Annotated in this window: 13 protein-coding genes, 1 tRNA gene and 3 pseudogenes; 14 read left to right on the forward strand and 3 right to left on the reverse strand. The window is 72.5% G+C overall.

The features are described 5' to 3' along the window. The first annotated feature begins 82 nt into the window (after positions 1-82). From QP119_RS00525 to QP119_RS00535, 4 genes and pseudogenes are all read left to right on the forward strand, one after another. Complete coding sequence (locus tag QP119_RS00525; protein WP_284772917.1) at positions 83-739, forward strand: hypothetical protein; 657 nt, start codon at positions 83-85, stop codon at positions 737-739. 139 nt (positions 740-878) lie between these two features. Then, positions 879-1085: pseudogene (locus QP119_RS11830) on the forward strand (NAD(P)-binding protein); the annotation flags it as partial. Between the two features lies 1 nt (position 1086). Continuing rightward, a pseudogene (locus tag QP119_RS11835) lies at positions 1087-1599 on the forward strand (hypothetical protein); the annotation flags it as partial. A gap of 283 nt (positions 1600-1882) precedes the next feature. Beyond that, positions 1883-2311, forward strand: coding sequence for an SDR family NAD(P)-dependent oxidoreductase (locus tag QP119_RS00535; protein ID WP_284772919.1), 429 nt, complete (start codon positions 1883-1885; stop codon positions 2309-2311). A gap of 105 nt (positions 2312-2416) precedes the next feature. On the opposite strand, the gene QP119_RS00540 is transcribed toward QP119_RS00535, so the two are convergent. Both QP119_RS00540 and betT read right to left on the reverse strand, forming a co-directional pair. Next, positions 2417-3916 (reverse strand): aldehyde dehydrogenase family protein, encoded by a 1500-nt coding sequence (locus QP119_RS00540; RefSeq protein WP_284772920.1) that lies wholly within the window; start codon positions 3914-3916, stop codon positions 2417-2419. A gap of 288 nt (positions 3917-4204) precedes the next feature. Then, positions 4205-6358, reverse strand: coding sequence for a choline BCCT transporter BetT (gene betT / locus QP119_RS00545; RefSeq protein WP_284772921.1), 2154 nt, complete (start codon positions 6356-6358; stop codon positions 4205-4207). Between the two features lie 377 nt (positions 6359-6735). Here betT and QP119_RS00550 point away from each other — a divergent pair, with 377 nt between their 5' ends. The 7 genes and pseudogenes from QP119_RS00550 (at position 6736) to nrfD (ending at position 17116) form a co-directional block, all read left to right on the forward strand. Continuing rightward, a complete protein-coding gene (locus QP119_RS00550; protein ID WP_284772922.1) occupies positions 6736-7941 on the forward strand; it encodes a calcium:proton antiporter in 1206 nt (401 codons plus the stop codon). A 40-nt stretch (positions 7942-7981) separates the two neighbouring features. Continuing rightward, on the forward strand, positions 7982-8494 hold the full coding sequence (locus QP119_RS00555) for an O-acetyl-ADP-ribose deacetylase (protein ID WP_284772923.1): 513 nt from the start codon (positions 7982-7984) through the stop codon (positions 8492-8494). A 74-nt stretch (positions 8495-8568) separates the two neighbouring features. Then, positions 8569-9249 (forward strand): PIG-L deacetylase family protein, encoded by a 681-nt coding sequence (locus QP119_RS00560; protein WP_284772924.1) that lies wholly within the window; start codon positions 8569-8571, stop codon positions 9247-9249. Between the two features lie 155 nt (positions 9250-9404). After that, positions 9405-11360: a potassium transporter Kup gene (locus tag QP119_RS00565; RefSeq protein WP_284772925.1), complete on the forward strand. Its 1956-nt coding sequence runs from the start codon at positions 9405-9407 to the stop codon at positions 11358-11360. An 89-nt stretch (positions 11361-11449) separates the two neighbouring features. Beyond that, positions 11450-14647: pseudogene (gene fdh, locus QP119_RS00570) on the forward strand (formate dehydrogenase); the annotation flags it as partial. A gap of 235 nt (positions 14648-14882) precedes the next feature. Beyond that, complete coding sequence (locus QP119_RS00575) at positions 14883-16046, forward strand: 4Fe-4S dicluster domain-containing protein (RefSeq protein ID WP_423777734.1); 1164 nt, start codon at positions 14883-14885, stop codon at positions 16044-16046. Further along, entirely contained in the window at positions 16043-17116 is a 1074-nt protein-coding gene (gene nrfD, locus QP119_RS00580) for an NrfD/PsrC family molybdoenzyme membrane anchor subunit (RefSeq protein ID WP_284772927.1), read from the forward strand. The genes QP119_RS00575 and nrfD overlap by 4 nt, the downstream gene beginning before the upstream one ends. A 7-nt stretch (positions 17117-17123) precedes the next feature. Here nrfD and selD read toward each other — a convergent pair whose 3' ends face one another. Beyond that, positions 17124-18128, reverse strand: a complete 1005-nt coding sequence (gene selD, locus QP119_RS00585) for a selenide, water dikinase SelD (RefSeq protein WP_284772928.1) — start codon at positions 18126-18128, stop codon at positions 17124-17126. Positions 18129-18200: 72 nt separating this feature from the next. On the opposite strand from selD, the gene QP119_RS00590 reads away from it, so the two are divergent. The 3 genes from QP119_RS00590 to selB all read left to right on the forward strand — a co-directional run bounded on the left by QP119_RS00590 (position 18201) and on the right by selB (position 21468). Continuing rightward, positions 18201-18295: transfer RNA gene (locus tag QP119_RS00590), tRNA-Sec, on the forward strand. Between the two features lie 20 nt (positions 18296-18315). Then, positions 18316-19698 (forward strand): L-seryl-tRNA(Sec) selenium transferase, encoded by a 1383-nt coding sequence (gene selA / locus QP119_RS00595; protein ID WP_284772929.1) that lies wholly within the window; start codon positions 18316-18318, stop codon positions 19696-19698. Then, positions 19699-21468, forward strand: a complete 1770-nt coding sequence (gene selB / locus QP119_RS00600) for a selenocysteine-specific translation elongation factor (protein WP_284772930.1) — start codon at positions 19699-19701, stop codon at positions 21466-21468. Positions 21469-21486 lie beyond the last annotated feature (18 nt).

Below are 21486 nucleotides of genomic sequence, written 5' to 3' on the forward strand. Positions count from 1 at the left end.
GCGACGTTCACCTGGAACGGCTCCGTGACGGTCATGACCGGCGAGGTGCCGCCGGCGTGGCGCGGAGGATAACCTGGGACAGGTGAGTTTCGCAGAGTACTTCGCATCCGCCGCCCCGCGCGGCTTCGCCCTGCCCGAGGAGCTGCACCGGGCCCTCGACTTTTTGGAGTCCGCCGGTCACGGCGAGGCCTTCGATGGCGAGGACGGGCCCGAGGGCTTCCTCTCGGTGAGCGCCGACCCCGTCTCGGGCTCCGTCTTCTACATCGACTTCGACCTGACCGGCTACCTCGACACCGACAGGCCGGGCGCCGAGCGCCTGGTGCCCGTCGTCGACCCGGACGGCGGCGGCTCGCGCATCATGGCCTGGGCCGGCACGGACGGCACCGCCCCCTACCGCTACCTCTTCCTCGGCGCGGAGGGCGAGGGCCCCTTCCTCGTCGCCGAGAACACCGTCGACCTGCTGCGCCTGCTCGCCGTGGGCTACGCCTGGATCGGCGAGGACACCCTGGGGCGCACCCCGGCCGAGGCGGGCGCGGACGACGTCGCCGGCCACGCCGAGTTCCGCGACTGGGTGACCAAGTCCTTCGGCGTGGACGTCCCCGCCTCCTGGCCGGCCGCCGAGATCGACCGCGAGGCCGCGGACTGGCTGGTGGACATGCGCGGCGACACCGACGAGGGCCTCTACCTCGACGGCATCGTGCCCGAGCCGCACGAGGACGACGACTCCGGGGAGGAGTGAGCGCGGCACCGCGCAGATTGACGACGCCGCGTGCGTGGTGCGCGGGGTGCGCGGGCGCACCCTGGCGGGAACCTGGTCATAGTGACCCGTGACACGAAAAAGTGTTCGGATAGGGAAACAAAACACTAATCTGCGGCGCATGAAATCAACTCTGCTGCCGTACCACGTGACCCAGCGAGACAAGGCCGCCCCGGTCACCGCACCCGTCCCGGGCGACCCGGACCTGCCGCGCACCTGCGTCATCGGCGCCGGCTCGGCGGGCCTGGCCTGCGCGAAGAACCTCTATCTGGCCGGGGTCCCCTTCGACTGCTTCGAGAAGGGCAGCCGGATCGGGGGGCAACTGGCTGATCGACAACCCCAACGGGGTCTCGGCCTGCTACGACCACCTCGAGATCAGCACCTCGGTGCGCCGCATGGCCTTCTCCGATTTTCCCATGCCGGCCGACTACCCGCTGTACGCCCGCCACGACCAGGTCGCCGCCTACTTCGACGACTACGCCGAGCACTTCGGCCTGTTGCCGCTGATCACCTTCGACACCGAGGTCACCTCCGTCGAACCGGTCGACCCCGGCGATCAGGACGGTGACGCGGCAGGGGAGATGCGCGGCGCCGGCCGGTGGCGGGTGACCACCCGCGGGCCCGGGGGCGAGGTCACCCGCGACTACGACGCGGTGATCGTCTGCAACGGCCACCACTGGGACCCGAGGCTGCCGGACCCGGCCTACCCCGGCCAGGACGAGTTCGCCGGCGAGCAGATCCACGCCCACTCCTACCGCGACGCCTCGCAGCTGGCCGGCCGCGACGTGGTCGTCGTCGGTGCCGGCAACTCCGCGCTCGACATCTCCTCGGCGGCCGCGCGCACCGCGAACAGCGCGACGATCCCGCTGCGCCGCGGCCAGTGGGTGATCCCGAAGTACACCGCCGGCATCGCCTCCGACCTCATCGCCGTGCGGGCTGGGCGCCCTGGCTGCTCAACCGCATCCGCCTGCGCGTCTCCTCGTGGACCGTGCGCGGCCTGGACAAGTGGGGCCTGCCGCGCCCGGCGCACGCGCCCTCGCAGTCGCACCCGGTGCAGTCCGAGGAGATCCGCGCCGCCCCCACCGCACCGGTCCCACCCGCGGCGGCGGGACCGCGCGCGGACACGTGCTCAACGTGGCCTCGCTGGCCGCGCTCGCCCCGGTCTCCGGCGAGGGGATCTACGCCGCGAGCAAGCACGCCGTGCTCGGCTTCAGCCTCTCGACGGCCATCGACCTGCGCCGCGCCGGCCACAGGAAGGTACGTGTCTCCACCGTCTGCCCGGACGGGATGTGGACGCCGATGCTTTATGAGAAGCTCGACGACCCCGAGGCGGCCATGTCCTTTTCCGGGGTGCTGCTCCAGCCCGGGGAGGTCGCCGACGTCGTCGCCGAGGTCGCCCGGTGCCCGAAACTGGTGCGCGTCGTGCCGCGCTGGCGCGGGCTGCGGTGCCGCCTCTACGCCGCCGCGCCGTCGGTGGCCGTGCGCGGGGCGAAGCTCGTCGAGTGGGTCGCCCGGGCCGGGCAGCGCCGGGCCGCGAAGCGCCTGCGTGCCTGAACCCGCCCGGCGCCTGCGCGCCTGAGACGGCGACACCCGCCGACCCGCGGGATGCGGGGCGACGGGTGCGGGCGCGGCGTCGGAAAATCGACGCGGAGGGGAGGGCTACTTCTCCGGGAACCAGCCGGTGACGGCCGGCTCGGTGTTCTCGTAGATGTGCTTGGCCTCGCGGTACTCCTCCAGGCCGGTCGGGCCCAGCTCGCGGCCGTTGCCGGAGCGGCCGAAGCCGCCCCACTCGGCCTGCGGCAGGTACGGGTGGTAGTCGTTGATCCACACCGTGCCGTGACGCAGCGCGCGCGAGACGCGGTTGGCCGTGCCGGAGTTGGAGGTCCACACGCCGCTGGCCAGGCCGTAGCGGGTGTCGTTGGCGATCTTGATGGCCTCGGCCTCGTCGTGGAAGGTCTCCACGGTGATCACCGGGCCGAAGCCCTCCTCCTGGACGGCCGGGTTGTCGTGGGTGCACTGGTCGAGCACGGTCGGCGCGTAGAAGCAGCCCTTCTCGTGTTCGGGGCCGCCCCAGTTGCCGCCCACGCGCAGGCGCGCGCCGGCCTCGACGCCGCGCTTGACGTAGTCGGTGACCTTGTCGCGGTGCGCCTCGGAGATCAGCGGGCCGGTCTCGGCCTTCTTATCGAAGGGCCCGCCCATGACGATCTTGCCGGCGCGCTCGACGAGCTTGTCCACGAACCCCTCGGCGATGGTGTCCTGGACGACCAGACGGGTGCCCGCCGAGCAGACCAGGCCGGAGTCCATGAAGCCCGCGTTCAGGGCGTTGTCCAGGGCGGCGTCCAGGTCGGCGTCGGCGAAGACGACGTTCGGGTTCTTGCCGCCGAGCTCCAGGGCGACCTTCTTGACGGTCGGGGCGGCGGCGGCCGCGATGGCCTTGCCGGTCTCCAGGCCGCCGGTGAAGGAGACCATGTCGATGTCGTCGTGCTCCGAGAGCGGGGCGCCGACGGTGCCGCCGTCGCCGAGGACCAGGTTGGCCACGCCGGCCGGCAGCCCCAGCTTGTCCAGGACGTCCATCAGCAGGATGGCGGTGTGCGGGGTCAGCTCCGCGGGCTTGAGCACGAAGGAGCAGCCGGTGGCGATCGCGGGGGCGACCTTCCAGGCGACCTGCAGCAGCGGGAAGTTCCAGGGGGTGATCATGCCGACCACGCCGACCGGCTCGTAGACGATGCGCGAGATGACCGTGTCATCCCCGGCGTCGACCAGACGGCCGGGGTGCTGGTCGGCGATCTTGCCGAAGAAGGCGAAGCAGGAGGCGATGTCGTCCATGTCGCCCTCGGCCTCGACCAGGCGCTTGCCGGTGTCGAGGGCCTCGGCGCGGGCGAACTCGTCCTTGCGCTCCTTGAGCTGCTCGGAGACGGCGAGCAGGAGGTCACCGCGCTCGGCGGCGGTCTTGGAGGACCACACGCCCTCGTCGAAGGCGCGGCGGGCGGCGGCGATGGCGTCCTCGACGTCCGTCGCGGTCGCCTCGGAGACGACCCCCACCTCGGACCCGTCGGCCGGGCACGTGACGGTGCGCGTGCCGCCGTCGGAGGCGGCGCGCCAGGCGCCGTCGATGTAGAGCGTGGCGGGGGAGTTGTCCGATCCGGTCAAGAAGATCATTCCCTTTCTCTTGGTTCGTTGAGATCCGGTCGCCGCGTGCGTCGGGTGCTTGCCGACGCGCGCGGCGTGGGCGTGCGGGCGGCGTCGTGCGCCCCGTGCCTCGTCCCCAGTGTCCGCCTTCCGCGGCCCGCGCGCCACCCCCGGGGCGCGGGGCCCCGACGTCAGCACCCGGAAAAGGGGACGTGCGCGCCGCGGGCGAGGGACGCTGTGACGTCGGGCACCGGGGCGTCGTCAAGCGTCCCGGCTGCGCCCTGACGGCGTCCTACGCGCCCGCGCCCCGGCGGCGTCCTACCTGCCGGCGTCCTCGTTGTCGCCGGCGACGACCTCCTCGGGGTCGGTGTCGTCGGGCAGGTTGTCGGCGTCGTCCCACTCGCTCGGCGGGGCGGAGTAGACCGCCTTGGTCGGCGTGCCGCGGTCGCCGGTCATGGTCATGAACGTCAGGTGGGCGTCGTAGAGGTCGAGCACGTCCGAGATGACCTGCTCGTGGGTGTAGCCGAGGATGTCGTGGCCCTGCGAGCCGGTGCCCGTGAAGACCTCGACCTGGAAGTAGACGTCCGAGGCCGTGCGCAGGTTGTGCGCGAAGTCCGGCACCGGGTAGGCGACCGGGTAGGCCTCGTACTTGAACTCGTCCTGGTCCTCGAACTTGACCACCAGGTCGACGTAGGGCAGCGGGTAGTCCGGGTGCTCGCCGCAGGTGCAGGTCACGTCCGCGCCCAGGCGCTTCATCTCGGCGGCGATCTCGCGGATGGCCGGCTCGGCGGTCTTGTCCAGGAACTCGCGGGTCTCCGTGAGGCCCGGGTAGGACATGCGGCGGGCCAGGCGGCGGCGCCAGGAGGTCTTCTCGCCCGGGCCGGTGGCACGGATGCGGCCGCTGAGCAGGCTCGGAAGGGCCGCGCGGCGGGAGTCCAGGGAGTTGCGCTCGGAGCGCAGCACACGGAAGAGGCTGTACATGACCAGGTACATCACCACCGAGAACGGCAGGCCCATCAGGACCGTGGCCGCCTGCAGGGTGTAGACGCCGTTGATGAACAGCATCACCAGGGTCAGCAGGCCGGTGATCACGGCCCAGACGATGCGCAGCCACGGCGCGCCGTCCGAGTCGCGCTTGGCGGAGGACTTCGAGGTCATCGTCGCCAGGATCAGCGAGCCGGAGTCGGCCGAGGTGACGTAGAAGAACAGGCCGGTGAACACCGACAGCCCGATGGTGAACAGGGCGCCGGGGAAGTGGTCCAGCAGCGTGAAGTAGGCGGACTCGGGGACCTCGACGGCCTCGTTGAGGAAGTCGGTCTCGCCGGTGCGGAAGATGTCGAGCGCGGCGTTGCCGAAGATGGACACCCACAGCAGGATGAACAGGAACGGGATGACCAGCACGCCGATGACGAACTGGCGCAGGGTGCGCCCGCGCGAGATGCGCGCCAGGAACAGGCCGACGAAGGGCGCCCAGGCGATCCACCAGGCCCAGAAGAACAGGGTCCAGTCCTTCAGCCAGTCCTGCGAGGGGTAGGACGCGTCGCCGTCGGTGAAGGCGAAGTTGTCCAGCATCATGCCCGGGAAGCGGGAGACGAAGTCACCGGTGTTCTGCACCAGGGCCGAGAGCAGGTGCGCGGTGTTGCCGGAGAAGAGCACCCACAGCATCAGGAAGATGGCCAGGAAGACGTTGAGCTCGGAGAGCCGGCGGATGCCCTTGTCCACGCCGGAGACGGTCGAGATGATCGTGATGCCCACGGCCAGGACGACGAGGGCGACCTGGACGGTGGTGCCGGTCTCCCAGCCGAAGAGGTAGTGCAGGCCGTAGTTGAGGAAGACCACGCCGATGCCCAGCGAGGTCGCGATGCCGAAGATGGTGCCCAGCGTCGCGGCGATCTCCACGCCGTCGCCGACGGGGCCGCGCACGCGCTTGCCGACGATCGGGGCGAGCGCCGAGCGGATCGACAGCGGCAGGTGGTAGCGGTAGGCGAACAGCCCGAAGGCCATGCCCATCAGCGCGTACATCGCCCAGCCGGGGATGCCGTAGTGGAAGATCATCCAGATCGGGGCCATGCGCGCGGCCTCGTCCGACATCGCGGGCACGTCCGGCGGGGTCAGGTAGTTCGTCGCCGGGCCGGAGACGCCGAAGAACATCAGGTCCACGCCGATGCCGGCGGCGAAGAGCATCGCCGACCAGGTGAACATGTTGAACACCGGCGTCGAGTGGTCGGGGCCGATCTTGGTCTGGCCGACCCGGGAGAAGGCCACCACGAGCACGAAGAGGACGATCACGCCGGCGGTGAGGATGTAGTACCAGCCGAGGTTGGTCGCGATCCAGTCCATCGACCCGAAGATGAAGGTCTCCGCGGCGTCGGGCCACAGCCACGCCCACAGGACGAAGGCGAGGATGATCACCGCAGTCGTCCAGAAGACCGGCGGGTTGACCGGTGAGTAGTGTGGTCGGGTTTTTGCCATCGAAGCACTCCTGATGCGCCGCGCAGGGCGGAGATAGGGGATCGTAAGGTCATCTAAACCGTAACGCCGGGCTGTGAGCCTGCTGTATTCCCCTACAATTCGGGGGTACTTATCTGCCGAGTTTCGGGGGTGGGTGTGTGCTGTGTCGCAGGATTCCCGGTCTGCGGTCGGGCATGCCGGGGCCGACCCGGGCGTTTCGCGGGGGCACCCGGGTTCGGCGGAGGTGTCGCCGCGGCGGCTCGTGCGGGGATGTGCACCCGGTAGCCTCGGGTCCGCACATCACGGCGCCCGGGACGACCCGGCCACCGCGCGCCGCCTTCGTGGGCGCCGCGCCGCCGCACCGAGGGGACGGCCCCGAACGACCGGGAGGTTCAGCAGTGGAACAGTCCCCCGACACGGAAGCCGGGGCGGGCGCGGGCGCCGGCCCGCGCGCCGGCGCAGGCGGTCTCCTGCGCCGGGTCCTGTCGCCCCCGACGCTCATCCGGCTCGCCGTCGGGTGGGCGGCGGTGGCGCTCACCGCGCTCACCGGGATCGTCGACGCCGCGCCCGCGCCCGTGGCGCTCGCCGGCGTGGTCGCCGTCATCGCCTACTGCGCCTTCGGGGTCGTCGGCCAGGCCGAGGCGCTGGCGGTGCGCCTCGGCGAGCCCTTCGGCACCCTGGTGCTGACCCTCTCGGTGGTCTGCATCGAGGTGCTCCTCATCGCCGCGATGACCCTGGGCGGCGCACAGGGGGCGACCGCCGCGCGCGACTCGGTGACGGCGGTGACGATGATCATCCTCAACCTCGTCGTCGGCGCCTGCGTGCTCGTCGCCGTCCGGCGCGGCCCGGCGGTGCCCAACCGCCGGGGGATGGGCCTCTACCTGGCCATGATCGTGCCGCTGGGGGCGCTGACCTTCGCCGTCCCGCACGCCTTTCCCGGCGGCGCCTACCCGCTCGCGCCCGGCGTGGTGCTGGCCGTGGCGGTCGCCGGGGCCTACGCGGTCTTCCTCCTCGCCCAGACCGGCCGGCTCGCCCACCTCTTCGCCGAGCCCGGCCTGCGCCGCGCCGACGAGCAGGCGCCGGGGACGCGGGAGCCGGGGACGAAAGACAGGAAGGAACCGGCGCGCCGGGAGCGGCGACGTCCCCGCGACCCGGAGATCCCGCTGCGCGCCGCACTGCTCGTGGCCACCGTCGCCCCGGTCAGCCTGCTCGCCCACGACATGGCCGGGCTGACCGGCACGGTGCTCGCCGCCGCGGCCGCCCCGCCGGCGCTGGCCGGCCTGCTCGTCGCCGCGATCGTCTTCCTGCCCGAGTCGATCACCGCGCTGCGCGCCGCCGCCGCGGGGCAGGTCCAGCGGGTGGGAAATCTCGCCCACGGCGCGCTCGTCTCCACCGTGGGGCTCACGGTGCCCTGCGTGCTCGTTCTCGGCGCGGTGACCGGTGAGGCGCCCGTGCTCGCGGAGTCGCCGGCGAACCTGGCGCTGCTGGCCGCCACCGCCGCCGTGAGCGGCACCGCCGTCGCCTCCGGCAGGCTGCGTGCCTGGCACGGCATCGCGCACCTGGCGCTCTTCGGTGGCTTCGCCGCCCTGCTCGCCGCCGGATGACGCCCGCCGCGCGACGGCAGCGCCCGTAGGATCGGGGGCCATGGAACTGCGCGTGGTCATCGGAGACATCACCGACCAGGACGTCGACGCCGTGGTCAACGCCGCGAACTCCTCGCTGCTCGGCGGCGGCGGGGTCGACGGCGCCATCCACCGCGCCGGCGGGCCCGAGATCCTCGCCGCATGCCGTACGTTGCGCGCCACCGAGCTGCCGCAGGGTCTGCCCGCCGGCCAGGCGGTGGCCACCACCGCCGGGAAAATGCCCGCGCGCTGGGTCATCCACACCGTCGGCCCGGTCCACTCGCGCACCGAGGACCGCTCGGCCACCCTCGCGTCCTGCTACCGCAGTTGCGTCCGCCTCGCCGACGAGCTCGGCGCGCGCACCGTGGCCTTCCCGCTCATCTCCGCCGGTGCCTACGGCTGGCCGATTGACGACGCCGCGCGCATCGCCGTCGAGACCCTGCGCGCCGCGGGCGCGCACAGTGACGTCATCGAGGCGCGCCTGGTCGCCTTCAGCGACGCCGTCCGCGAGCGGCTGGACGCCGCGTGCGGATAGCATGTGGACATGACCACGAATGATTCGCTGACGTCCCCGAACTCGAACTGCTCGACTGGTCCGACTGGCGGCGCGTGCTCGTCGTCGTCGCCCACCCCGACGACCCCGAATACGGCATGTCGTGTGCCGTCAACCGCCTCGCCCGCGCCGGGGTGGAGGTCCGCTACCTGCTGCTCACCCACGGCGAGGCCGGCATCGAGGGCCGCGCGCCGGAGGAGACCGGCCCGCCGCGCGCCGCAGAGCAGCAGGCCGCCTGCGACGCCGTCGGCGCCGCCGGGCTGACCGTGCTGCGCCACCCCGATGGCATGCTCACCGAGAGCCTCGACCTGCGCCGCGACATCGCCCGAGAGATCCGCCGCTTCCGCCCCGACGCGGTGGCCACCATCCCCTTCGACCGGGAGGTGCCCTGGGGTGTCAACATGGCCGACCACCGGGTCGCGGGCCTTGCCGCCCTCGACGCCTGCCGGGACGCGGCCAACACCTGGGTCTTCCGCGAGCTCGCCGAGCGCGACGGCCTGGAGAAGTGGCAGGCCTCCGCCTTTCTGGTCTGCGGCGACCCGCACGCCGACGCCGCCGTGGCCGTCGAGAAGCAGGACGTCGAGGCCGGCGTGGCCTCCCTGGCCTGCCACCGCGTCTACCTCGAGGCGCTGCCCGACCACGCCACCCCCGAGGACCTCGTGACCGGGATGGCCGCCTCCGGCGGCGAGCGCGCCGGGGTCGAGCACGCGATCGCCTTCCGCTCGATCCCGCTCTAAGTTCTGCTCCAGGGCGACCGGCTGGGCCGCGGAACCCGCCCGCCGTGGGGGAGCGGCGGCGGGAAAGGCCAGGTCAGGATAGATACCGTATATGTGATGCAGACCATATGTCTTCGGCGTGGCGTAGGAGTGCGGATGGCGTAATCTACCGGGCCATGACAACCCGGTCCGGGGCCCACGCGGTCCCACGCCACGGTGCCCGGCTCGCCGCCGGCACCGCCGCGCTGGGGGTGGTGTTCGGTGACATCGGCACCTCCCCGCTCTATGTCCTCCGGGCGGTATTCACCGTCCACCACGGCGCGGTCCCGCTGACCGACGCCACCGTCGTCGGGGCGGTCTCCGCCCTGATCTGGACCGTCTTCCTCATCGTCGCGGTCAAGTACGTCCTGCTCGTCCTGCGCGCCGACAACGACGGCGAGGGCGGCGTGATCGCCCTGGCCACCCTGGTGCGCTCCCGCGTCGCCGCCGCCGGCACCGACACCGCCGGCAGGCGGCGCCTGCTGGCGGCCCTCGGCGGCGTCGGCGTCTTCGGCGCCGCGCTCTTCTTCGGCGACGCCGTGATCACCCCGGCCATCTCGGTGCTCTCCGCCGTCGAGGGCGTGCGCGTGGCCGTGCCCTGGCTGCCGAACTCGCTGATCCTCCCGCTGGCCCTCGGGGTGCTCACCGCGCTCTTCGCCGCCCAGCGCCGCGGCACCGAGAAGGTCGGCCGCGTCTTCGGCCCGGTCATGCTCGTCTGGTTTTTCACCCTCGCCGCCGTCGGCGTGCCCCAGATCCTGGCCCGCCCGGCGATCCTCGCCGCGCTCTCGCCGCTGCCCGCCGTGGAGTTCATCCTCGGCCGCCCGCTGGCCGGTTTCTTCGCCGCCGGCGCACTCGTGCTGGCGACCACCGGCGCCGAGGCCCTCTACGCGGACATTGCGCACTTCGGCCGCCGCCCGATCCAGGAGACCTGGTTCGCCGTGGTGCTGCCGGCCCTGGTCCTCAACTACCTCGGTCAGGGCGCCGGCCTGCTGCGCGACCCGGCACGCGTGGCCGACCCCTTCTTCACCCTGGTCCCGCAGCACTTCGGTTTCCTCCTGGTGCTGCTGGCCACCGCGGCGACGGTCATCGCCTCCCAGGCGGTCATCTCCGGGGCCTTCTCCGTGGTACGCCAGGCCATCCGGCTCGGGCACCTGCCGCGCATGCGCGTGGTGCACACCTCGGAGCGCGCCTCCGGTCAGGTCTACATCCCGGCGGTGACTCTGCTGCTCTACTGCGCCGTCGTCGCCGTGATCCTCATCTTCCGCGACTCCGGGCGCCTCTCCTCGGCCTACGGGCTCGCGGTGTGCACCGACTTCCTGGTCACCTCGACGTTGCTGTGCCTGCTGACCCGCTTCGGCTGGCGCTGGCCCGCCTGGGCGAGCGCGCTGCTTGCCATCTGCCTGGCCGCCGTCGAGCTGCCGCTGGCCGCGGCCAACGCCGCCAAGATCGCCACCGGCGGCTGGCTGCCGCTGCTCATCGCGGCGGTGCTCGTGATCGTCATGGACACCTTCCGCCGCGGCGAGGCCCGCGTCCGCGCCGCGCGGCTGGCTCGGGAGGGCACCCTCGACCAGCTCGAGGAGAGGCTCGCCCTGCGCCAGCCCGCACGGATCCCCGGCACCGTGGTCTACCCGCACTCGCTGGTCGAGACTGCCCCGTTCTCACTGCTGGCCACCACCGCGATGAGCCGCTCGCTCCACCAGCGCGTCATTGTGCTCTCCGTGCGCACCCGTCCGGTGCCGCACGTGCCGCCGGGGGAGCGGCTGACCGTGCAGCGCACGGCCACCCCGGGCCTGGAGCACTGGACGGTCGACCTCGGCTTCGCCGACGACGCCGACGTGGTCGGCGTGCTCGACGCCGCCGGCTGCGCCGGGAGGGTCACCGCCGTCACCGGGACCGCCGCGAGCGAGAGCCGCGACGGGTCCGCGCTGTGGGTGCTCTCGCGCGCCGAGGTCACCGTCACCGACTCGCCGGGCATGGCCCGCTGGCGCAAGCGGCTCTACGTGCTGCTGACCCGGCTGGCCCCGCCGCCGCAGTGGACCCGGACGCTTCCGGGGAAAAGGTGCGTCACCGTCAGCAGGCGGGTGCCGGTGTGAGCCGCTGAGCCAACAAAGGGTGTCCTAACCTGGGCTTTCCCATCCTGCGGAAATGGCGGTATGCCTCCCGTGGCATTATCCTGGGGGCCATGGTGAAAAAGACTCTGCTGAACTGGCCGGTACTGCGCCAGTTGCGGGCGGGGGACATGTTCGGACGCGACCGCTCCACGCAGTCGAAGAAGTCCGCGACGCTGACCCCCCGCATCGCCGAGGCTGACCGCATGGTCAAGAGCGTGTGCCCGTACTGCGCCGTCGGCTGCAGTCAGCGTGTCTACGTCAAGGACGAGAAGGTCATCCAGATCGAGGGTGACCCGGACTCGCCGATCTCGCGCGGGCGTTTGTGCCCCAAGGGCTCCGCCTCCGAGCAGCTGGTCAACTCCTCGACGCGTGTCACCGACGTCCTCTACCGTGCCCCGCACTCCACCGAGTGGGTCAAGATCGACCGCGAGAAGGCACTGGACATGATCGCCGATCGCTTCCTCGAGGCCCGCCGCAACGGCTGGCAGGACCTCGACGAGAAGGGCCGGAAGGTCAACCGCACCCTGGGCCTGGCCGGGCTGGGCGGCGCGACGCTGGACAACGAGGAGAACTACCTCATCAAGAAGTTGTTCACCGCCGCCGGCGCCATCCAGCTCGAGAACCAGGCCCGCATATGACACTCCGCCACGGTTCCCAGTCTGGGATCCTCCTTCGGACGCGGCGGCGCAACTCAGCCGCTGCAGGACATGGCCAATGCGGACTGCATCGTGCTCCAGGGCTCGAACATGGCCGAGGCGCACCCGGTCGGCTTCCAGTGGGTCATTGAGGCCAAGAAGCGCGGCGCGCGCATCATCCACGTCGACCCGCGGTTCACGCGTACCTCCGCGGTGGCGGACAAGCACATCGCCATCCGCGGCGGCACCGACGTCGTGCTGCTCGGTGCGCTGATCAAGTACGTCATCGACAACGACCTGTACTTCCGGGACTACGTCCTGGCGTACACGAACGCCTCGATGCTGATCAACGAGGACTACCGCGACACGGAGGATCTCGACGGCCTCTTCTCCGGCTACGACCCGGAGAAGGGCACCTACGACAACTCCTCGTGGTCCTACGCCCAGCGTGAGGACCTCGGCGAGGAGGCCTCGTCGTGGAACGTCAAGCGTGACCTGACACTGGAGGACCCGCACACGGTCTTCCAGATCCTCAAGCGCCACTACTCCCGCTACACCCCGGAGATGGTGGAGAAGGTCTGTGGCATCTCGCCGGCCGACTTCGAGTACCTGGCACGCTCGATCACGGACAACTCCAACCCGGAGCGCACGACCTGCTTCGCCTACGCGCTGGGCTGGACGCAGCACACCCTGGGCGCGCAGTTCATCCGCACCTGCGCGATCCTGCAGCTGCTGCTGGGCAACGTCGGCCGACCTGGCTCGGGCATCATGGCCCTGCGCGGCCACGCCTCGATCCAGGGCTCGACGGACATCCCGACGCTGTTCCACCTGCTGCCGGGCTACCTGCCCATGCCGAGCGTGGACGAGCCGACGCTGAAGGACTACCTGGCCGCGGTCAACGCGCCGGACCAGAAGGGCTTCTGGCAGATCGGCGACTCCTACGCCGTGAGCCTGTTCAAGTCCTACTTCGGCGACGCCGCGACCCCGGAGAACGACTTCGGCTACGACCACCTGCCCAAGCTCAACGGGCCGGCCTCGACCTACCACACGCTGCAGCGCATGCTGCGCGACGAGGTCGACGGCTACATCGTCTTCGGCCAGAACCCGGCCGTCGCCCAGTCGCACGGCCACCTGCAGCGCATGGGCCTGGCGCACCTGAAGTGGCTGGTGGTCCGCGACTTCCAGACCATCGAGACCGCCAACTTCTGGAAGGACTCCCCGGAGATCAAGTCCGGCCAGCTGCGCACCGAGGACATCGCCACCGAGGTCTTCTACCTGCCGGCGGCCAACCACGTGGAGAAGTCGGGTACCTTCACCCAGACCCAGCGCATGCTGCAGTGGCGCTTCCAGGCCATCGAGGCGCCGGGAGACGCCCAGAGCGAGCTGGACTTCTTCTACCAGCTGGGCAAGAAGATCCGCGAGCGTCTGGCCGACTCGACCGACCCGCGCGACTGGGCCCTGCTGAACATGACCTGGGACTACCCGGAGGATGAGAAGGGCGACATCTCCGCCGAGGACGTGCTCAAGGAGATCAACGGCTACTACCTCACCGGCGAGAAGGCCGGCGAGCTGCTGCCCGCGTTCACCGAGATGCGCGCCGACGGCTCCACCTCGGGCGGCTGCTGGATCTACACCGGCGTCTACGCCGGCGGGGTTAACCGCTCGCAGAACAAGAAGCCCGGCTCCGAGCAGGACGAGGTCGCCTCCGAGTGGGGCTGGGTCTGGCCGGCCAACCGGCGCCTGCTCTACAACCGCGCCTCGGCAGACCCGCACGGCAGGCCATGGTCGGAGCGCAAGCGCTACATCTGGTGGGACGCCGAGAAGAAGCGCTGGGTCGGTCCGGACGTGCCGGACTTCCCGGCCACCCTGGACCCGGAGTACCGGCCCGAGTCGGACGCCGTGGGCCCGAAGGCCCTGTCCGGCACGGACGCGTTCATCATGCAGGCCGACGGCAAGGGCTGGCTCTTCGCCCCGACCGGCATGGTCGACGGCCCGCTGCCGACGCACTACGAGCCGCACGAGTCGCCGGTGCCGAACTACCTCTACGAGCAGCAGCAGTCGCCGACCCGCCTGGTCTTCCCGGGCGAGCGCAACCTGTCCGCCCCGGAGCCGGGGCAGCCGGGCAGCGACGTCTACCCGTTCGTCTTCTCGACGTACCGGCTGACGGAGCACTACACGTCCGGCGCGATGAGCCGCCGCCTGCCGTTCCTCGCGGAGCTGCAGCCCGAGCTCTTCTGTGAGGTCTCCCCGGAGCTGGCGGAGGAGCGCGGCCTGGTCAACGGCGGCTGGGCGACGATCGTCTCGCCGCGTGCGGTCATCGAGGCCCGCGTGCTGGTCTCCGATCGCATCCAGCCGCTCAAGGTCGGCGGCCACGAATACCACCAGGTCGGCCTGCCGTTCCACTTCGGCCGCTCGGACGACGCCCCGGTCTCCGGCGACGCGCCCAACGACCTGCTGGGCATCACCCTGGACCCGAACGTGTCGATCCAGGCCTCCAAGGTCGGCGCCTGCGACATCCGCTCGGGCCGCCGGCCGCGGGGCCGCGCCGCGCGCATGCTGGTGCTGCAGTACCAGGAGCGCGCCGGCCTGACCCCGGCGACCGGCAACAAGCTGGTCTCGCGTGAGGCGGAGGCCGAGGCCGTCGCCGAGGACGCCCTGGCCGACGCCGGCGGCGAGACCGACGGTGTGGCCTCGCGCCCCAACGCCGGGGAGCGCGGCATGACCCAGGGAGACGACCGACCGGGCGAGGCCGAGCCCGACGAGCAGCACAAGGAAGGGGAGTGACGTGTTCGTCAACCGCCTGACCGAGTGGCCCCGCCACGTCGGCTACGAGAAGGGCGCCCGCAAGGGCTTCTTCACGGACACCTCGATCTGCATCGGCTGCAAGGCCTGCGAGGTCGCCTGCAAGGAGTGGAACCGCAACCCCGTCGAGGAGTACCGGCTGACCGGCAAGTCCTACGACAACACCGGGGCACTCGGCGCGGACACCTGGCGCCACGTCGCCTTCATCGAGCAGACCACGCCGCGCATCGACGCTGCGCGCGCCTCCGGACGCGCGCTCATCGACCTCGGCATGCCCGGCATGCCGCAAACGGCGACCACCGGAAACGCCGCGGGTGCCGCGACGTCGGCAAGCGAGGCGGCGGCCAACGCACGCGCCGCCGCCGGGGCCGCCGACGGCGCCGCTCCGACGCAGAACGCCGCCGGGGGAGCGCCCACCGACGCCGTCGGCGCGCTCGCGGCCGGGCAGCTCGGCGCCGCGACCCCGGGCGCGGACATGTCCGGCACCCGGCACAACCCCGGCCCGCGCAGCGGCTCCCCGCTGGCGGCCGCCGCGGCCGGGAACCTCGGCCCCGACGGCGGGGTGGACACCACCCCGCCGGACACCCCGGACTTCCGCTGGCTGATGTCCTCGGACGTGTGCAAGCACTGCACCAACGCCGGCTGCCTCGACGTCTGCCCGACCGGCGCGCTCTTCCGCACCGAGTTCGGCACCGTCGTCGTCCAGGACGACGTCTGCAACGGCTGCGGCACCTGTGTCGCCGGCTGCCCCTTCGGTGTGATCGAACGGCGCACCGACGGCGGCGTCAACGTGCGCGCCGAGCGCGGCGGGGCCGACTTCACCCCCGGCCAGCAGGCCGCCGCCAAGAACGTCGGCGTCGCCCAGAAGTGCACGCTGTGCTATGACCGCCTCAAGGAGGGCGAGACGCCGGCCTGCGCGAAGGCCTGCCCGACGACCTCGATCCAGTTCGGCGACCACGACGAGATGCTTCGCCGCGCCAAGGCGCGCGTGGCCGAGCTGCACGCCCAGGGTCTGACCGAGGCGCGCCTCTACGGTGCCAACCCCGAGGACGGCGTCGGCGGCACCGGCTCGATCTTCCTGCTGCTCGACGAGCCCGAGGTCTACGGCCTGCCGCCAGACCCGCGCGTGCCCACCGCGGACCTGCCGCAGATGGCGGCGACCGCGCTGAAGGCGGCGGCCGGCATGGTCGGCGCGATGGCCCTGGCATTCGTGATGGGAGGACGCAAGTGAGCGCCAACGACTTCGACTCCTACCGCCCCCCGGAGGAGCCCCGCCGCAAGCGCAAGCGCAAGAACCCCAAACGCATGGGCGGCGGACGTGACAGCATCCTGCCGACCTTCGAGTTTGAGTCCTACTACGGTAGCCCCGTGGTCAAGGCCCCGCCGTGGGAGTGGCCGATCCCGACCTACCTGGCGCTCGGCGGTGTGGCCGGCGGGTCTGCGCTGCTGGCCTGCGGCGCGATGGCCACCGGCCGGCGGAAGATGCTGCGTTCCACGCGCCTGGCGGCCATCGCCGCCGGTGCGGCCGGCTCGCTGATGCTGGTCGCCGACCTCGGCCGCCCGGAGCGCCTGCTCAACATGTTCCGCGTGTTCAAGCTCTCCTCGCCGATGTCGGTCGGCTCCTGGATCCTCGGCGGCTTCGGCGGCATGTCCGGCATCGCCTGCCTCAAGGAACTCGACGAGATGACCGGCGAGAGGCTGCCGCTGCCGCGCTTCGTGCGCAAGGCCGTCCACGCCGTGGCCGGCCCCGCCACGATCGGCGCCGGCGTGCTCGGAGGCCCGCTGGCCGTCTACACCTCGGTGCTGCTGGCGGACACCTCGAACCCGGCGTGGAACGCGATGCGCCACCGCCTGCCCTACGTCTTCGTCAGCTCGGCCACGCTCGCGGCCTCGGGCCTGGCGATGGTGACCACCCCGGTGAAGGAGACCGGCCCCGCCCGCGGCCTGGCGGTGGCGGGCGCGGCCTGCGAGCTGGCGGCGATGAAGGCGCTGGAGAAGTCCATGGACCCGGTCGCCGCCGAGCCGATGCACGAGGGCGACCCCGGCGCGCTGCTGCGCTGGTCCGAGATCGCCGCGATCACCGGCGCGTGCGCCACCGTGGTCGCCGGGCGCAGCCGCACCGGTGCCGCGCTGGCCGGGGCGAGCCTGGTGGCCGCCTCCGTTCTGACCCGCTTCGGCATCTTCGGCGCGGGCATCGAGTCGGTGAAGAATCCCCGCTACACCGTGGTGCCGCAGAAGCGGCGCCTGGCCGAGCGCCGCGCCGCCGGCGACGTGGCCGACTCGATCACCACGGCGTCCTAGGCACCCGTCACCGGATGGTGACGGTGCCCTCCCCGGCGACGGTCTCGCCGATGACCGGGTAGCCGGGCACCTCGCCGATCACGAGCAGACCACCGGAGGTCTGCGCGTCGGCCAGCAGGATCAGCTCCTCCTCGCCGAGCGACTCCGGGACCTCGAGGTGCGGGCGCACCCAGTCGAGGTTGGAGCGCGAGCCGCCGGGGATGAAGCCCTCGGCCAGCGACTCGCGCACGCCCTCGATGACCGGCACCTTCGTGTGGTCGATGACGGCGGAGACCCCCGAGGCACGCATCATCTTGTACAGGTGGCCCAAAAGCCCGAAGCCGGTCACGTCGGTCGCCGCGCGGATGCCGGCGTCGAGGGCGGCCCGGGAGGCGTCGCGGTTGAGCGTGGTCATCACGTCGATGGCCTGCTCGAAGACCTCGCCGGTCTTCTTGTGGCGGTTGTTGAGGATGCCGATGCCGATCGGCTTGGTCAACGTGATCGGCAGCCCGGCCTCGGCGGCGTCGTTGCGCATGATCTTCTCCGGGTCGGCCAGGCCCGTGGCGGCCTGCCCGTAGAACGGCTCGGGCGCTTTGATGGAGTGCCCGCCGGTCACGGCGATGCCGGCCGCGCTCGCGACGTCCATGCCGCCGCGCAGCACCTCGGTCAGGATATTCAGCGGCAGGGTCTCCTGCGGCCAGCCGACGATGTTGATGGTGGTCACCGGGGTGCCGCCCATGGCGTAGATGTCGGAGAGCGCGTTGGTCGCGGCGATACGCCCCCAGTCGTAGGGGTCGTTGACCACCGGGGTGAAGAAGTCCGTGGTGGAGATGACGGCCTGGTTGTCGTTGATGCGCACCGCGGAGGCGTCGTCGCCGTCGTCGAGTCCGACGATGACGTTCGGGTCCTGCATGCCCACGAGGTCCTTGACGGCGTCCTCGAGCTGTCCGGGCGGGATCTTGCAGGCGCAGCCGCCGCCGGCGGCGAACGAGGTCAGGGCGATGTCGTGCGGGTCAACCGGTTGAGTGCTCATGACCCCGACGCTACCTGTCCCGTCTCATCCCGCGCCGGGGTCGCGGCTGCGGCGTTGGTAGACTCCGCGGGCGGAGGCGTACGTGTCCTGGTGGGCGCCCCGGTCTTCAAAACCGGTGAGGCCGAGCATCTCGGCCTGGCGGGTTCGATTCCCGTCCGTCTCCGCCACGCTTGAAAGGGGTTGCGCGATGTCCAGGCGCAGGAGGAGCACCAGAGAGATTTCCGACGCCGCGTCGCCCGCCGCCGGCGGTACCGACCCGCGTCGGCGCGTGCCACGCACCGACGCCCTGCTGGCGGGCCCCGCCGCCCGGGCGGCGCTTTCCGTCCACCGCGAGACCGTGGTGCGCGCGAAGGTCCGCGAGATCCAGCAGGCGGTGCGCACCGGCGCACTCGACCCCGGACGCGCCGAGGAGGCGCTGGCTGAACGGCTGGAGTCCCTGGACACCACCTCCATGCACCCGGTGCTCAACGCCACCGGCGTGGTCGTGCACACCAACCTCGGCCGCGCGCCGCTCTCGGCACCGGCGCTCGAGGCCCTGCAGCGCGCCGCCGGCTACGTCGACGTCGAGCTCGACCTGTCCACCGGCCGGCGCGCCGGCAAGCGCGGGGCCGCCACCGTCGCCGCGCTGCTGGCGGCCTGCCCGGCCGCCGAGGACGCCGTGGTGGTCAACAACGGCGCGGCCGGCCTGCTGCTCTCGTGCGCCGCGCTGGCCGGCGGGGGAGAGGCGGCCATCTCGCGCGGCGAGCTCATCGAGATCGGCGCCGGCTTCCGGCTTCCCGAGCTCATCGAGTCCGCGCACGTGAGCCTGCACGAGATCGGGGCGACCAACCGCACCCACCCCGCCGACTACGCCGCCGCGGCCGCCCGCCCGGACGCGCGCGCCATCCTCAAGGTCCACCCCTCCAACTACCGGGTGGAGGGCTTCACCGCCGGGGTCGACCTGCCCGAGCTGCGCCGCATCGCCGACGAGCACGACCTGGCGCTCATCGCCGACGTCGGCTCGGGGCTCTTGACCCCCGACCCCGCGATCCCGGACGAGCCGGACGTCGACACGGCGCTGCGCCAGGGCGCCGACGTGGTCATCGCCTCCGGCGACAAGCTGCTCGGCGGCCCGCAGGCCGGCGTGCTGCTCGGCAGGGCCGAGGCGATCGCGCGCCTGCGCCGTCACCCCCTCTACCGGGCGCTGCGCATGGACAAGCTGCGCTTCGCGGCGCTTGAGGCCACCGTCGCCGGCTCCGACGTCCCGGTCGTCGACTACCTCCACGCCGACCCCGGGACGCTGCGCGGGCGCGCCGAGGCGCTGGCCGCGGAGGTCGGCGGCGAGGTCGTCGCCCACGACGGCCGCGTCGGCGGCGGGGGAGCGCCCGGGGTGCCGCTGCCCGGCTGGGCGGTGCGTATCACCGAGTCCCCGGAGGAGCTGGCCGCCGCGCTGCGCGCCGGGGATCCGGCCGTGCTCGCCCGCGTGCACGAGGGCGCGGTCCTCATCGACCCGCGCTGCGTGCCCGCCGGGCACGACGCGGAGCTCGCCTCCGCCGTGCGCGCCGCCCGAGTGACCGCGAGGGAGGCCTGAGTGTACGTCGTCGCCACCGCCGGTCACGTCGACCACGGCAAGTCCACCCTCGTCCAGGCGCTGACCGGCATGCAGCCGGACCGCTGGGAGGAGGAGCGCCGCCGCGGCCTGACCATCGACCTCGGCTTCGTGTGGGCCACCCTGCCCTCGGGCCGCGACGTCGCCTTCGTCGACGTGCCCGGCCACGAGCGCTTCCTGGCCAACATGCTCTCCGGGCTGGCACCCGTCGACGTCGTCGTCTTCGTCGTCGCCGCCGACGAGGGCTGGCAGCAGCAGTCCACCGACCACCTCGACGCCTGCGTCGCCCTCGGTGTACGCCACGGCCTGGTCGTGCTCACCCGCGCCGACCGCGCCGACGCCGCGCAGATCGCCGCCACGAGGGCCCGGGTGCGCGAGCGCCTGGCGCCCACGGAGCTTTCCGACGCCCCGGTGGTCACCGTCTCCGCCGTCACCGGTGAGGGCCTCGACGAGATGCGCGCGGCCCTCGACGAGGTGCTCGCAGGGCTGCCGGCCACCGACCCGGAGGCCCGGGTGCGCGTGTGGCTGGACCGCTCCTTCACCATCAAGGGCGCCGGCACCGTGGTCACCGGCACGCTGTCGGCCGGCACGCTGAGCGAGGGCGACCGGCTCACGCTGGCCGCCCGCGACGGCGCGCGTGAGGTCGCCGTGCGCGGCCTGCAGTCCGAGGAGGTCCAGGAGGGCCGCGTCGGGCCGACCAACCGGGTGGCGGTCAACCTGCGCGGCGAGGACGCCGCGGGCATCCACCGCGGCGACGCCCTGCTCACCCCGGAGGCCTGGTGGCTGACCGACACCGTCGACGTCGGCGTGGTCACCGGCGAGGGGCTTGCCGACGCCCCGCGCGAGGTCGCCGCCCACATAGGCACCGCCGAGCTCAACGCCGGGCTGCGCCGCCTCGACGACGCCCACGCCCGGCTCACCCTGCCGAGAAAGCTCCCGCTGACCCGCGGCGACCGCTTCGTGCTGCGCGCCCCCGGCGACCACGCGGTGCTCGCCGGCGTGGAGGTCCTCGACGTCGACCCGCCGGAGCTTGTCGGCCGCGGCGCCTCGCGCCGCCGCGCCGCCGAGCTGCCGGGCCTGAACCTGGCCGCCGAGGTCGCCCGCCGCGGGGCGGTGCGCGCCGCGACGCTGGAGACGATGGGCTGGCGGGTGCCGGGGGAGGCGCCCGCCGGGGTGGAGCGCCGTGACGGCTGGCTGATCGACTCCGGCTCGCTGAAGCGCTGGGCGAAGGAGCTCGGCGAGGCCGTCGCCGGCGCCGACCGGATGAACCCGGGCGTGGCGCGCAAGGCCGCCGTCGACCTGCTCGGCCTGCCCGCCGGCGGGCTTCTCGACGCCGCGGTGGCCGCCGCCGGGCTCGCCCTGCGCGACGGGCGCGTGGTCGACCCCGCCCGCACGGTGGACCTGGGGGCGGCCGAGGAGTCGGTCGCCCAGATCGAGGAGTGGCTGGGTGAGGAGCCCTTCCGGGCCCCCGAGGCCGACGAGCTGGCCGACCTGCGCCTCGGCGCCCGCGAGCTGGCGGCCGCCGAGAAGGCGGGCCGGATCATCCGCATCGGGCCGGACCGCTCCGTGATCCTGCTTCCCGACGCCCCGGCGCGCGCCGCCGAGGCCCTGGCCGGGCTGCCGGAGCCCTTCACGCTCTCGCAGGCGCGCAAGGCGCTGGACACCACCCGGCGCATCGCGGTGCCGCTGCTCGAGCACATGGACACCCTCGGGCTGACCCGCCGCGAGGGCAACGCCCGCCGCCTGCGCTGAACGGCGGCTTCGCCGCCG

The sequence above is a fragment of the Corynebacterium frankenforstense genome, from assembly GCF_030211955.1.
In the GTDB taxonomy this organism is placed as follows: domain Bacteria; phylum Actinomycetota; class Actinomycetes; order Mycobacteriales; family Mycobacteriaceae; genus Corynebacterium; species Corynebacterium frankenforstense_A.